The 14,067-nt window shown below is 57.0% G+C and carries 9 protein-coding genes and 1 tRNA gene; 5 read left to right on the forward strand and 5 right to left on the reverse strand.

What is annotated here, in order from left to right; all coding sequences use genetic code 11:
* Nucleotides 1-2,307 (reverse strand): MMPL family transporter (locus VH599_20365; GenBank protein HEY7350676.1); only part of this gene is annotated, 2,307 nt, incomplete at its 3' end.
* Nucleotides 2,308-2,655: 348 nt separating this feature from the next.
* Here VH599_20365 and smpB point away from each other — a divergent pair.
* The gene (gene smpB / locus VH599_20370) at nt 2,656-3,123 is read left to right on the forward strand and encodes an SsrA-binding protein SmpB (protein ID HEY7350677.1); all 468 of its coding nucleotides are present in this window, start codon (nt 2,656-2,658) and stop codon (nt 3,121-3,123) included.
* A 73-nt stretch (nt 3,124-3,196) separates the two neighbouring features.
* Nucleotides 3,197-3,272, forward strand: a tRNA-Glu gene (locus tag VH599_20375).
* Nucleotides 3,273-3,316: 44 nt separating this feature from the next.
* Here the strand turns inward: VH599_20375 and VH599_20380 are convergent.
* Nucleotides 3,317-4,456 carry a hypothetical protein gene (locus VH599_20380; GenBank protein HEY7350678.1) on the reverse strand — a complete coding sequence of 380 codons (1,140 nt, stop codon included), beginning with the start codon at nt 4,454-4,456 and terminating at the stop codon, nt 3,317-3,319.
* A 181-nt stretch (nt 4,457-4,637) separates the two neighbouring features.
* On the opposite strand from VH599_20380, the gene VH599_20385 reads away from it, so the two are divergent.
* The 3 genes from VH599_20385 (at nt 4,638) to VH599_20395 (ending at nt 8,774) form a co-directional block, all read left to right on the forward strand.
* On the forward strand, nt 4,638-5,276 hold the full coding sequence (locus VH599_20385; protein ID HEY7350679.1) for a cyclase family protein: 639 nt from the start codon (nt 4,638-4,640) through the stop codon (nt 5,274-5,276).
* 532 nt (nt 5,277-5,808) lie between these two features.
* Complete coding sequence (locus tag VH599_20390) at nt 5,809-7,119, forward strand: glycosyltransferase (GenBank protein HEY7350680.1); 1,311 nt, start codon at nt 5,809-5,811, stop codon at nt 7,117-7,119.
* Nucleotides 7,120-7,454: 335 nt separating this feature from the next.
* Nucleotides 7,455-8,774 (forward strand): rhomboid family intramembrane serine protease, encoded by a 1,320-nt coding sequence (locus VH599_20395; GenBank protein ID HEY7350681.1) that lies wholly within the window; start codon nt 7,455-7,457, stop codon nt 8,772-8,774.
* Between the two features lie 106 nt (nt 8,775-8,880).
* Here VH599_20395 and VH599_20400 read toward each other — a convergent pair whose 3' ends face one another.
* The 3 genes from VH599_20400 to VH599_20410 form a co-directional block, all read right to left on the reverse strand.
* Entirely contained in the window at nt 8,881-10,062 is a 1,182-nt protein-coding gene (locus VH599_20400; protein ID HEY7350682.1) for an LL-diaminopimelate aminotransferase, read from the reverse strand.
* A gap of 15 nt (nt 10,063-10,077) precedes the next feature.
* On the reverse strand, nt 10,078-13,071 hold the full coding sequence (gene polA / locus VH599_20405) for a DNA polymerase I (GenBank protein HEY7350683.1): 2,994 nt from the start codon (nt 13,069-13,071) through the stop codon (nt 10,078-10,080).
* Between the two features lie 401 nt (nt 13,072-13,472).
* Nucleotides 13,473-14,060, reverse strand: coding sequence for a zinc ribbon domain-containing protein (locus VH599_20410; protein ID HEY7350684.1), 588 nt, complete (start codon nt 14,058-14,060; stop codon nt 13,473-13,475).
* Nucleotides 14,061-14,067 lie beyond the last annotated feature (7 nt).

The following is a 14,067-nucleotide window of genomic DNA, read 5'->3' on the forward strand; positions in this document are numbered from 1 at the left end:
GCGGCTCATCACTGGCTCACCTGTGTCGCTTTCTGACACCTCCGCGCCTTCGGCCAGGCGCACCTGAGGCACGATCCGCTCCAGGGCGCGTGGGAACCACCAGTTCCAATGGCCCATCAGGCGCATCGCCGCGGGTACCAGAATGACGCGGATGATGGTCGCATCCACTAGAATAGCGGTCGCCAGCGCGAAGCCCAACTGTTGCGTCTCAAGGACATGGGTGAAGGCGAAGGAGGCGAAGACGGCCACCATGATCGCGGCCGCCGAGGTAATCGCCCGCGCCGTGTGCTCTAGCCCATGCGCGACGGCACCCGTGTTATCGCCCGTGCGCTCCCATTGCTCCTTCACCCGCCCGATCAGAAAGACCTCGTAGTCCATCGAGAGGCCAAAGAGCGCACAGAACATCAGAATCGGCGCTGACGCCTCGACGTAGCCCAACGGCGTGAAGTTGAGCAGGTTGCTGAAATGGCCCTCCTGAAAGACAAAGACCAACGCGCCGTAGCTCGCCAGGATCGAAAGCGTATTCATGGCAATAGCTTTCAGCGGCAGAGCCACCGAGCGGAAGAGCAGCAGCAGCACCACATAGGTGATCAGCGCCACCAGCAGCAAAGCGCGCGGGAAATCGGTATAGAGCGTATTCACGTAATCAATCACGCCCGCCGTCCCGCCATCTACCAGCACCTGGATGCCGCCCGGCGGGGGTGTATTGCGAATCGCCTGCACCAGCGCCTCCGAGCGCGTATCCAGCATCCCATACTTGCTGACCACCTGCACCAGCGTCGTATCACTAGCCACGAGCGTCGTCAGCGCGCCTTTAATATATGGATCGGCTATCAGATCGGGATGGCTGTACATCGCTTCATACTGCGCCAGCGTTAGCCGAGGGTCCAGCGAGACAATGCTATCCACGCGCTGCACGCGGGGGTCGGCCTCAAGCTGGCGAACATAAGCGTCAAGCGCCTCCAGATTGCGCTGGTCCAGCGCCTGGCCGTGTGTCTGAATCGCCAACAAGATAGGCGTCGTCTCATTGCTTTCAAAGCGCGTTTGCAACACGTCATATGCCTGGCGCGATGGTACACTCTGCGGCAGAATCGAGGCATCCGGCGCACCAAGGCGCACATTCAGGAACGGCAGGCCCAGGACTACCAGAACTGCCAGCACCGGCACGAAGACCCGCAGTGGATAGCGCATTACCAGAAGCGACAGCCGCCCCCAAAAGCCCTCATGCTCCGCGCCCAACGCCGAATGGTGCTGCTTTGTGGTGCGCTGATGCCGCTGCCAGAGCCAGGAGAGGCGCACCGGAAACGCATTTACCCGCGTACCCAATACTCCCAGCGCAGCCGGAAGCAGCGACAGCGCAGCAACAATGGACGTGGCAACAACGACCATGCCCGCCAGTCCCACCGAACGCAGCATATTCACCTGGAAGACCGTCAACCCCAGCAGGCCAATCGAGACCGCGACGCCCGAAAAGAAGACTGCCCGACCCGCCGTCGCTACGCTGGCAGCAATCGCCTCTGGCACAGGCTTGCCGCGCTGCAATTCCTCGCGGAAGCGGCTTACGACAAACAGCGAATAATCCACGCCCAGGCCCAGACCAAAGAGGGTAATCACATTCAGCGCGAAGATCGAGATCGGTGTCATCGTTCCCAGCCAGTACACCAGCGCAAAAGAGACTCCCACGCTGCACCCGCCGACAATGGCTGGCAGCGCCGCCGCCACCAGCGAGCGAAAGACCAGTATCAGCGCCAGAAGCGCAAACGGGAACGCCAGAAACTCTGCCCGGCGCAAGTCTTGTTCGCTGACGCTCTGAATATCTTCGTAGAAGACCGGACCGCCGCCCACCTGCACCCGTAAATCATGCGGATGCCCCAGCTTGCTCTGTAACGTAGGCAGCAATTGAGGCGCGCGGTCCGGGTCGCCCTTGAGCAGCACAATGGTATACGCCGCATGCTCATCACGCGAAACCTGATGAGGATTTTCCGTAAACGGCACGATCCCAGTGACCTCCGGCCACTTGCTCAGCCCATCCAGGGTTGCGTTCGCCTCTTGAATAAATCGAGGGTCATCAGCCGTCATCGTCTGGCTGGAAAAGAGGATTTGCACTGCGTTCAGTTGATAATGCAGCTTCTGCACCAACAGATCAACCGCCTGCTGAGATTGCATATCAGGGCTGGAGAAGCCACCAGACTGTAACACCGAGGTAATACGCGGGGCAAATGGGAGCGCCATCGCAACGACCAGGAACCAGACGCCTAAAATCAGCCAGCGTCGCCTGACCATTGCCAGACCAAGCCGATAAAACATCAGATCGCTTCTTTCCTTTCAGGGCGCAACAGCCCGCCCCTTCAGGCCGCCTCAACCGGAACAAGCACCCTTTGGCTTCGCTCACTCAAGGCGAGCGCCAGGGTTCTGCTTCGCTTATTACTTCTTGCTTCCGGCCATTCAGCGGGGTATTATAACAGGGGATATACTCACAAGGCATATACAAAGTTATGCGCAGCAGCGCCACACCGATATTTCCCCATCCCTGCTATAGAGTTGTAAGTGTTTGAGCAGCCTTCGTCAAGAGGCGATTCATCTGGTTGCAAAAAGCTGCGGTTGGTGTGGGCTAATAACCACTCACAACGGGTTAGATAAAACGGTATCCTCAACATGGCACAGCAAAATGATGTGAAAGTAATAACGGTCAACCGGCAGGCGTACCACGATTATTTTGTGGATGAAACCTTCGAAGCAGGAATCGCGCTGAAAGGCACCGAGATCAAGTCTATCCGCGATGGCAAGGTGAACCTGCGCGGCGCCTTCGCGCGCGTTAAAAACGGCGAAGTCTGGCTGGAGGGCAGCCACATTGCTGTTTACGAGCAAGGGACGTATATGAATCACGAACCCTTGCGCCACCGCAAGCTGCTGCTGCATCGTCGTCAGATCAACAGCTTGATCGGCAAAGTCCAGACAAAGGGTCTGACGCTCATTCCCCTGAAGCTGTATCTTAAAGGCGACTATGCCAAGGTCGAACTGGGCCTCTGCCGGGGCAAGAAGCTCTATGACAAGCGCGAATCCATCGCCCAGCGCGACGCGCAGCGCGAAATCGAACGCGCTGTGCGCAGCCGCTCGCGTTAAGTACCGGGGCTTGACAGGTCACTCATCTGGCGGGTAGAATGTAACTGTTGGCGCCGAGAGGCGCGAACTATTTGCCCCCATCGTCTAGAGGCCTAGGACACCACCCTTTCAAGGTGGCGACGCGGATTCGAATTCCGCTGGGGGTACCAACCACCATTCGACGCAGAGAACACCTATAGCACCAGTTCCGCATCTAGCCGCCCAGCGGCAGTGTTGCAGGTATGCTTAGCCGTGCCACCCCAATGCGTGTATCGGCCATCCCGTAGTACACATCAAATCCCTCCGGGTCGTCTGGCTCCGGGCGCTGATCAATGCCCGTCGGAAAAACGACATGTGGCACAATGCCTTCACGCTCCTCTGGAGTTTCCGGCGTCAGCAGCGGGGTAGAGGAACGATAGAGAACGCTTCCGGCGCTCGCCGCATCCAGAATCAAGATACCAGCCGCGTAACGGAGTTCCTCCTGCCGATGCCCCCCTTCAACTAACCGACCAGAAACTCCATGATAGATCACTAACCAACCATGACGGGAAAGCACAGGCGGCGTACCGCCACCAATCTTGATGCTTTCCCAGGGCTGTTCTGGCGTCACCAACAGATGTGTATCCTGCACCCAGGTGAGCGCCTGGACATCGCGCTGCGCCAACTCCAGCGAGATATGCGACATCCAGAGGCTCTGTCTGCGCTCCATCACGTCAGGCGGCACAATGACATGGACAGTTCCATCCGCCTGGGCCACATGATAGGTTGGGCGATGGATCAGCGTCAGATTCTGCCGTCCGCGTTCATCTAGCAACGCCTCTGGAAAGAAGAGACCATCCTTATTGCCATAGGCGCTGAAATCAACTGCGCAACCGGGCGCAAAATGCAGCAAGCCCAGGCGCTGCCAGGTGAAGAGATCATGGGAAATTGCCACTGCGACACGCGGGCCAAGCAGCGAGTAGGCGGTATAGGTCATCACGTAGAGATCAAGCGGGCGCAGGTAGGTCACTCGCGCATCCTCGCAGCCTCCTCCCGATTTGGAGTTGCGCTCATAGGGCTCGGTTGGTTCAAGGGCATAGCCCAGCCGCTTCATACCCGATGGGCGTCCCTGAGCATCAAACAGCACGCGAGCAAAGGCAATGCGCGAGTAGTTGCCCTCGGCCACCACACGCGGAAAGAGATACAACTGCCCATCGCGTCCACGCGCTGCCCCAGGATTGATAAGCCCCCAGGCTTCATGTGGGTTCTCCGATTCCGGCGCTGCAATGACGCCTAATCGCCGCATCGTAAAGTCTGCTGCTGGCTCTTGCTGGAGGGCAGTGACAGACTTTTGCCACCTGTCTTGCGCTTCCATTGTTCGCTGGTCCTTCCTGAAAAGAGTCTCTGCTCCCCAGGTCGTCAACACTCGGGATCCGCTTTTGGCACTACCTTCCCCTGCAAGAGGTGGACCCTCAAAGATGTTGGCCTCTGCCCGGATGTAAAATAGAGAAGACTGTTATTTGTAAGAGTTTCGTTCTCATAGTAGGAGGGCCGCCATGACACAACCCTGGATTGATATTTCTGTCCCGCTCTATATGGGCATGGTTCACTGGCCCGATAACCCTTCAGTGCAAATTGCCCGGACGTTAGATATGGAGCGTGGCGATGTCTGCAATGTCTCGACGCTGGCAATGGGATCGCACACCGGAACGCATATGGACGCCCCGCTGCACTTTATTCAAGCAGGGAAGGGACTCGATGAGATGCCTCTCGATGCCACCATTGGACCAGCGCGCGTCATTGAAATCCACGACCCCGAATCCATTAAGCCCGACGAGCTTCGTCCACAGGCGCTTCAGCGCGGCGAACGTATTCTCTTCAAAACACAAAACTCGACTCGGTGCTGGACCACAGACAACTTTATCGAAGATTTCATCTATATCTCTCAGGAAGCTGCCCGCTATCTTGCTGCCCTTGAGGTACAGGCAGTTGGCGTAGATTACCTCTCGGTCGGGGGGTTCACAAAAGATGGGGTAGAGACACATCGTGCGCTCCTGGCGGCGGGTATCTGGATCATCGAGGGGCTTAACCTTGCCCAAATCCTGCCCGGCGTTTACGACCTCATCTGCCTCCCACTGAAGATTACCCGAAGCGATGGCGCGCCAGCCCGCGCCATTCTGCGCAAAGCAGAATGAGCGGCAGCTTCTGCTCTTATGTTTCTCCAGGAAAGGGCTGAGTATAGCAATCACCCAGGTAGTACTTTTGGGGCAGCGGCGCCGCTGCTTGCCCGATTGCGTTGGTACGATGAACGTTGATGATCGTTCGTGAACCCTGGGTAAGCCTTTGATCTTGTGCTACAATAATTGACAAAGCAGGTGTGTCAATACTCATTTTGACGCTTTGAGTTTGTGGTCAGAGATGAAGGGCAGGATGTCCTGTGGCTACAAGCCCACATCTGCGCAGAGCGATCTATCACCATTCGGGCCGTTACTAACCGTAGGGAAGGCGCGTTAGTTTAAGGTAGAATGGGGTTAGCGCCTCATCACTTCATCTTCTTAGACTATCCCACTTAACAACCCTTGAAGGGTGTACTCTCATCTTCTAGCCAGGAGGATTCGCTCGTAGCGTGAAGGATGTATCTGATAGCGGCAAATTCTTTAAGTGCTGACAATGTAGTAGCACGAAACGCGCAATTTTCAATACTGGCCTAAAGACCAGGAGGATACGTTGAAGTCAAAGCAGATCAAAATTATCTCTCCTGAAGGGGAAGCATACGTGGGTGAGGACGAGGGCCAGAGGCAGCCCCTGGTCGTCGTGAGCAGTTTTCCACCGCGCAAGTGTGGGATTGCAACGTTTACGGAAGAGGCGCTTGAATTTGTACGGAAACACCTGCCGGAGCGGCCAATTCATATCGTGTCACACCTGGACGGTCGGGGGCCACAAGTGCATCCGATCCTTGACCAGGAAGATCCAAACTGGCCGGAGATGGTGAGCACTTCTATTCAGCAACTCAATCCTTATATCGTCCATCTGGAGCATGAATACGGACTTTATCACGCTATTGATCCCGTCACTGGCAAAAAAGATAACAACGAGCGGTTCATCCGATTGCTCGCGCTGCTGCGCGCTGCTGGTATTCCAACTCTCGTTGAAGCTCACACCGTTCACGGGCGATATACCGAAGCAGAAGAGCAGTTCCTACGCCAGCTTGTGGCAACCTGCACGACCCTGATCCTTAAGTGCGATTATCAGCGCTGGCGGATGGAGTGGAATTTCCGCGAGCGACCAGAAAACGTTATTGTGATTCCGCACGGCGCACGCCCTGATAAGCTCAACCTTGACCCGGAAGCATGTAAGCGCCGCCTTGGGCTGAACGAACTGGTTGGTAAACCTGTTCTGGGGCTGATTGGCTGGATACAAACCAACAAGCGCTGGGACTTGATTCTGGATCAGTGGGAAGATTTGCGGCGCGCGGTTCTGGAGCAGACCGGCCAGGAGTGGATACTACTTTGCGCCGGAAATATGCGCGATCCCAATGATACCGCGTTTTTTGAGATGTGTCGGGCCAAAGCGCAAGAGCTTGAGCGGCGCGGCCTTGCTCGCTATGTCGAATTTGATCCGCGCGGCGACCTCTATTATGAAATGATGGCCTGCTTTGATGCTGTCGCGCTACCATCTCTGGATGAGACTCAATCGGGTACGATGGCACGTATCTTCGCGCTGGGCAAGCCCTATATTACATCGGCTCCCCAGGAAGGGCTGACTTCGCAGACAGTGGAAAGCGAGGCAGGCTTGCTCTTCTCCAACGATGCGACGCTTCGCCGGGGGCTGCTGCGGCTGATGACCAGCGCAAACGTGCGCGCTGAACTGGGCGCGCACGCGCGCACGTATTTGCAAGAGGTTGTCAGTTGGGATGTTGTGGCCGAGCAATATCTGGATGCCTACGCAATGGCAGCGGCGAAAATGCGCTATACTTTGGCTGACAAGACACCAACCGAGGTGGCGCAAGCAGCCGGAGAAGCCGCCCATAGCAGTTAGCAAGCGCGGCCACTTACAGCGGCAAGAAAGCGCAAAGCACTGAAGCCGCTTCTGGTAACTCGAAAAGTAGGATGAGTATGCAACGGCGAGGGGTGACTGGCTGTCTGCCACCCCCTCGCTTTTTACTGACCCTGCGCCAGGCAGGCGAACTTATAATTCGCGCTTCGATGCTAGCAACATTGGCGCAATGCTGCGGCATACACTATAATGCAGAAAGCGGCGGATACTGGCTTTGTAATGTGGAACCCTGAGCAGCGCCAGAGCGTATATCAGGTGAGATATTGGTGTTGAGGTATCCATTGTAAAGAATGCCTGGATACTAAAGAGAGGATACAATGGAAGTTCCGGTTGGAGCGCAGGAATATACCGAGCAGGGTAGGAAGCTGCTCCTTCAGGGGCAGGCGCGCGACGCGGCGGTGGCTTTTGCTCATGCGGTGAAAATAGATCCGAATCTGGTAGCAGGGCATCTAGGGCTGGCGCAGGCGAATCTGGCGCTTGGCTCCTATGGACTGGTGCATATGGCTTGTCGGCGGGCGCTGGAATTGGCGCCATCAGGGCCAGACGCAGACCTGGCACAGGCGCTGCTCTTTGTTATGGACCGTCGCTATGATCGCGCTTTGGACGCTCTGGAGAAAGTCATTGCTGAAGACCCAGGGCAAGCCTATGCCCACGCGCTGCGCGGCTACTGCCTCCATCGCCTTGGCCGAGATTATGAGGCGGCTCTCGCCGAAGCCAAGGCGGCGCGCCTGGCAGGCAACGTTGATTTTGCCGCGCTCTTCCCCAAGGTCGAAAAGGTCGAACCATCAACGGATCGCCCAACTGCGAACGCTCCGTCACAGGAAACGATAGATAAATACCGCGAGCAACCCTGGCAGCCGCCATCGCAGGTTCGCCGCCAGGTGGCGCGGGCGCGCTTCGCCACACGCAACTCCACGATAGTAACGACATCGCTGATTGTTATCAACGTCGTGATTTTTCTGATCTGCGGGCTGATGGCGGGCAATATCCTTAACCCTATCCCTGCTAATGGATTTCTCGTGCCTGAGTCCAGGTTTCAGATCTATATCTGGGGCATTCTGGACAGACCTGATGTAGTGCAAGGGTATCAGTATTGGCGGATAGTGACCTCCATGTTCCTGCACGAAAGTTGGCTGCACGTCGGCTTGAACATGCTATCGCTCTACTTCATCGGACGGTTGGTTGAGCAGGTCTACGGACCCTGGCGCTATTTACTTATCTACTTTGCCACAGGCATCTTTGGTGGCCTGCTGGTCCTTTTCCTCTCAGACTCGGCTGTGCTAGGCGCATCAGGCGCTATCTTCGGTGTTTTCGGCGCACTGGGCATTTTCCTCTGGTACAAGCGGCGGGCATTTGGCTCGGCAATGCTCAGCCAGTGGGTCTTCTGGCTGGTCCTCAACCTGGTCTTCACCTTCGGCTATGGCAATATTAGCGTCTCAGGCCATATCGGTGGCTTGTCAATGGGGCTGCTGCTGGGGCTGCTGCTGATGCCGGACTTCTGGACACCTGTACGGGTGCGGATGCGCCGGGGCCAAACCGGAGATGCGCTGCTGCTTGTCATCAAGCCGGTTATAGTGTTGATCGCTATTGCAGCGGCGCTGATCCTGCTGGCCTATTTCCTTGGCGGTGGACGCTAAATCAGCTTCTGCATGCTCATATGTTATGGCAAGCCCGCTTGTAGTGCGCCTCCCAGGCAACCCAACAGTTCACCCCCAGAGACAGCGGCGCTACAGGCCAAAAGCGTCAGGTGTTCGCAACCTCAGCGGCTGCTTGCAGCGTAGAGAGACGGGCAATCACCTCCTCAAGCCGATCATCGGGAACCGTCAGCGAGAGGCGCAGATAGCCTTCGCCACCAGGGCCAAAGTTGCTGCCTGGTGTTACAAATACCCCGATGCGATCCAGCAGCGAGAAGGCAAACTCTTGCGAAGTCTGGCCTGGCGGGATGGCAGGCCAGAGATAGAGGCTCGCCTTTGGTGTCTCCACTGGCAGCCCTAGCTTCTGACAGGCTGCCACTAGCAGATCGCGGCGGCGCTGGTAAATGAGATTGCGCTCGGCAAGCCACTCCGGCGGCAAGGATAACGCTTCGATAGCGGCGTACTGAAGCGGGCGAAAGATGCCGGTATCTATGTTGGTCTTCAACTGACCCAGCGCCTGTACTACTTCGGCATTCCCCACCAGCATACCTAGCCGGAAACCAGCCATGTTATAGGACTTCGAGAAGGAATGAAACTCGACGGCTACATCCTGAGCGCCGGGGATTTCCAGCAGCGAGAGAGGGCGATAGCCATCAAAGCTCACATCAGCATAGGCCATATCATGAGCCAGCAGTACATCGTACTCCTGGGCAAAGCGCACAGCCTGATGAAAGAATTCGGCAGGCGCTATCGCTCCGGTGGGATTATTGGGATAGTTCAGCCAGAGCAGCCTGGCGCGGCGGGCGACATCTGGGGGAATTGCCTCCAGATCGGGCAGGAAGCCCCGCTCAGCAATCAACGGCACGCTATAGTTGTTGGCGCCTGCCAGAGCCGAACCAGCGCCATAGACTGGATAACAAGGATCAGGGACCAGGGCTATATCGCCGGGGTCAAGCAACGCCATCGAGAGATGTACCAGCCCTTCTTTCGAGCCAATCAGAGGTACTACCTCGCGCTCAGGGTCAAGGCTCACCTTAAAGCGGGCCAGAAACCAGCGCGCAATCGCCTGCCGGAACTCCACCATGCCCAGGTATTCGGGATAACGCTGATTGATCGGTTCAAGCGCCGTCGCGCATAGACGCTCGATCACTGGATCAGGCGTTGGCAGATCAGGATCGCCCATTGCCAGGCTGATAACATCAACGCCGCTGGCGCGTTTGGCCGCGATACGCGCCGCAGCATCGGCGAAGTGATAGGGCGGCAACTGCCGCATACGTTCAGAAACTCGCATACCTGTCCTCACAACTTATTTTGCGGGTACGACTTCGTACCAGTTGGGGCCGATTTTAATATCAACTTTGAGGGGCACGCTCAAAGTCATCGCCTCCTCCATTGTTGCACGTACCAGACCTTTGACCAACTCGACCTCATCCTCAGCCGCCTCGAAGACTAACTCGTCATGCACCTGCAAGATCATTCTGGTACGCAAGCCAAGCTCCTCAAAGTGGTGTTGCAGCCGGACCATCGCAATTTTGATAATATCCGCGTTTGTCCCCTGAATAGGCATATTGATCGCCTCGCGCTCAGCAGCTTGCCGCTGTACCATTGGCAGCGAGAGCAAATCAGGCATATAGCGTCGGCGGCCCAGCAGCGTCTCCACATACCCCTGAGAGCGAGCAAAGGCTTTTGTCCCCTCAACATAGGCTTTGACCAGTGGGAACGTTGCCTCATAATTGCGAATATACTCGCTGGCCTCCGTCTGCGAAATGTCGGCGACGCGCGCCAGGCCAAAGGGCGACTGACCATACAGCACGCCAAAGTTAATGGTTTTGGCAATGCGGCGCATGGCAGGCGTTACCTCGTCCAGAGGGACTTTATAGAGCCGCGCAGCAGTGGCCGCGTGGACATCCTCATTGCGCTCAAAGGCTGCGACCAGCGCAGGCTCGCGCGTGATATGCGCCAGAATACGCAGTTCAACCTGCGAGTAATCCGCCGTGAGCAGCACACAGCCAGGGTCAGCGAGAAACGCCCGGCGGATGCGGCGTCCTACCTCGGTGCGAATCGGGATATTCTGCAAGTTTGGCTGGCTGCTGGAGAGCCTGCCAGTCGAGGCAATCGTCTGGTTAAACGAGGTATGCACCCGCCCATCTGTGGGGTGAATCAGTTGCAGCAGCCCGTCTACGTAGGTAGACTTGAGCTTCCCTAACTGGCGATACTCCAGCAGGTTATCAATAGCTGGATGCGCGCCTTTGAGCGTATCCAACACTTCAGCATCAACGGAATAGCCGGTCTTTGTCCTCCTGATTGGGGGTAGCTTGAGTTCGCCAAAGAGAATATCGCCTAGCTGCCTGGTCGAGTTGATATTAAACTGATGCCCAACGGCCTCATAGATCGCCTGTTCCAGCGCCTTGATCTGCTCATCCAGTTCGGCTGCCATGCGCCGCAGAAATACCGGGTCCACCAGAATACCCGCCAATTCCATGCGTGTCAGCACCGGAATCAAGGGCATTTCTACGTCACTGAAGAGCTTATAAAGCTGGCGCTCCTTCAGTCTGGCCTCAATCACTTCCGCCAGCCGATACGTCATATCCGCGTCGGCCCCGGCATAATCGGCGGCGGCGCGGATGGGTACCTGCGCCATGCTGATCTGCTTGGAGCCGCTGCCGATCAGGTCGGTTATCGGCGTCATGATAATGCCAAGATGCTCAAACGCCTGATCTTTCAGCCCCAGCCCGCGCCGACCAGGGTTCAGGAGATACGCGCCGACCATCGAATCGCACGTCAGGCCGCGCAGCCAGACACCATGCTGGGCCAGCGCCAGCATATCGAACTTGGCGTTGTGGCCGAACTTTTTCAGTTGCGCATCTTCCAGCAGCGGCTTCAAGGCTGCTAGCACGCGCTCCAGCGGCAACTGGCTGCCTGGCGCCTGCCCATTGGGGGTCGTCACATGCCCCACTGGGAGGTAATATGCCTCGTTTTTGCCCATCGAGAGCGAGATACCGACAATGCTGGTATTGAGCGCATCCTCTGAGGATGTCTCCAGATCGATAGCAAACGCGCCGCTCGCCCGCAGGCTGCGCGCCAGAATTGCCAGCCCATCCTCGCTATCAATCACCATCGTGTTGGTATGCGCTGGCGCTGTCTGAGCGGGAGTCAAAATGCGCGGCACGCCAGGGGTAGGCAGGTCTGCGCCCTGCTCAGCCTCGGCTTCCACCTCATCCTGCACAAAGAGGCTGAGCTGCTCAGGCCCAATGGCCGGGGTAGCCGCCGCGCCAGCAGTTGTAGGTGAAGTGGTGAACTGGCCGCCGCTGACAACCGCCCTGGGGGCGCTCGTTGCTATAGAGGCGTCAGCGCCCGTTACCGCGCCAGCCTGGCCTATGTCAAACCGGGAAACGCGATCAACCATGCTATAAAACTCTAGTTCACGGAAGAGCGAAAGTACCTCATCGCGGTTAGGAGATTGTACGCGGCTGGCATTCAGATCGAGCGTAATAGGTACATCGGTGACGATGGTTGCCAGGCGTTTGCACTGGCGGGCCAGCGCCTCATGCTCGCTGAGGGTGGCGCGAATCTTGGGTGGCAGTTCATCTACATGCTCCAGAATGCCTTCCAACGAGCCATACTGGTTAATCAGATTGGTCGCGGTCTTATCGCCGATGCCCGGAACGCCGGGGATATTATCTGATTTATCGCCCACCAGGGCTTTATAATCCACGAGCTTTGCAGGCGCAAAGCTGTAGCGCGCCCGGACAGCGGCCTCATCATAATAGGCTAGTTCGCCGCGCAGCGGCTTGCTGGCATAGGTGACGCGCACCGATGAATCAACCAGTTGCAGCGTGTCCAGATCGCCAGTAATGATTACTGTCGAGACACTCTGCTCTTTCGCCTGGCAGGCCAGCGTACCCATCACATCATCGGCCTCAAAGCCATCGAGTTCATAGATGGGCATGCCAAACGCCTCGACCAGTTGGCGAATACGGCCAAACTGGGGGCGCATGGTGTCGGGCAGCGGCGGACGCTGCGCTTTGTAACCAGCAAACTCCAGATGGCGAAAAGTCGGCGTTGGGCGATCAAATGTCACCGCCGCGTAGTCAGGGTGGATATTTTTCAGCGCATCCAGCAGCATCCGGGCAAAGCCAAAGACCGCGTTTGTCGGCTCGCCGGTCTGGGTACTCATGTCTTCAGGGAACGCATGGAAAGCGCGGTGAACCAGGGCGTGGCCGTCAATAAGCATCAACGTTGGCCTGGACTGCTCATTGGCCCCGGAAACATCGGCTCCGTTCTGGCTGATTTCGCTCATCGCAAGCCTCTATGTTCTATCTAGCCTCTATCATTTAGCCTGGAGAGGCTCAAACAGCGATAGGAAGCGGGCGATAGGAGTCGGCCCCCAAACTATTCGCATAATTGCGCCGTTGTAGGGCCGCTGTCTATCAATTGAAGCTTAAGAAGTTATTCTTCGCGGCAAGGTTATTTTCGGCAAGATGCGGTTCTTTATTAGAACAGATGTCGGTCCCCTATAGGAACATCATAGCACATCTGGTCCGGGACTGCTATCTTGGAGGCGCTAAACCCAAGAAGCGTGAAAGCTAGCAGCAAGACAAGCAAAAGTCAGATCGCCTGGTGTAGACGCCCCTCACAGATGAGCCATCTACGCTCTTAAGTTTATCGCATGGCTTAAGAGTTATAGTGGTGGCAAGAAACTCAATGGAGCGAGGTTACTGCCAGCCAGATGGCCGCTCCCCCGCTCATAAAGCTTGCCAGGAAACACAGCAAGCCAACGATGAGAGCGATATGCGAGCGCGGAGGCTGCTCCAGGTATGGTTTGCCTGATGCCAGGCGCGCGGTGGAAGCTGGCCGATGAGCCGGGCTACGATTCGGTAAGCCACCACCAGGAGTGGTTCGCGGAGTTGAGCGAGGCGGCGGGACATGGCGATACGCTTCGGTAGGCGCATCATACTCATCCTCTGGCACATTTTCCCAATGGTCCCGTTGCGCGTTTCCTGTAGCTGAAAGGCGCCCGCGCCCTCTTCGTGGGGTACTGGCTCGTGCTGTTGGGCTATCAGCCAGAGCCGGTCCGCTGCTGGGTACGATGCTCACGCGAGCGCCGCACTGACCACAGAAAAGCTCATCTTGCTCTAGCGGCGCGCCACATTTGGGGCAATTTCCGGCTGCTCCAACGCTGATCGCTTGAACTTCCAGATCAGTGGAGGAGTCGAACGTTTCCTTTCCACATTCCTGGCAGGCGCCATGCGCGTCAACAGTATTGGAACCGCAATGTGGGCAAAACATATGTACC

The sequence above is a fragment of the Ktedonobacterales bacterium genome (assembly GCA_036557285.1).
Lineage (GTDB): Bacteria > Chloroflexota > Ktedonobacteria > Ktedonobacterales > DATBGS01 > DATBHW01.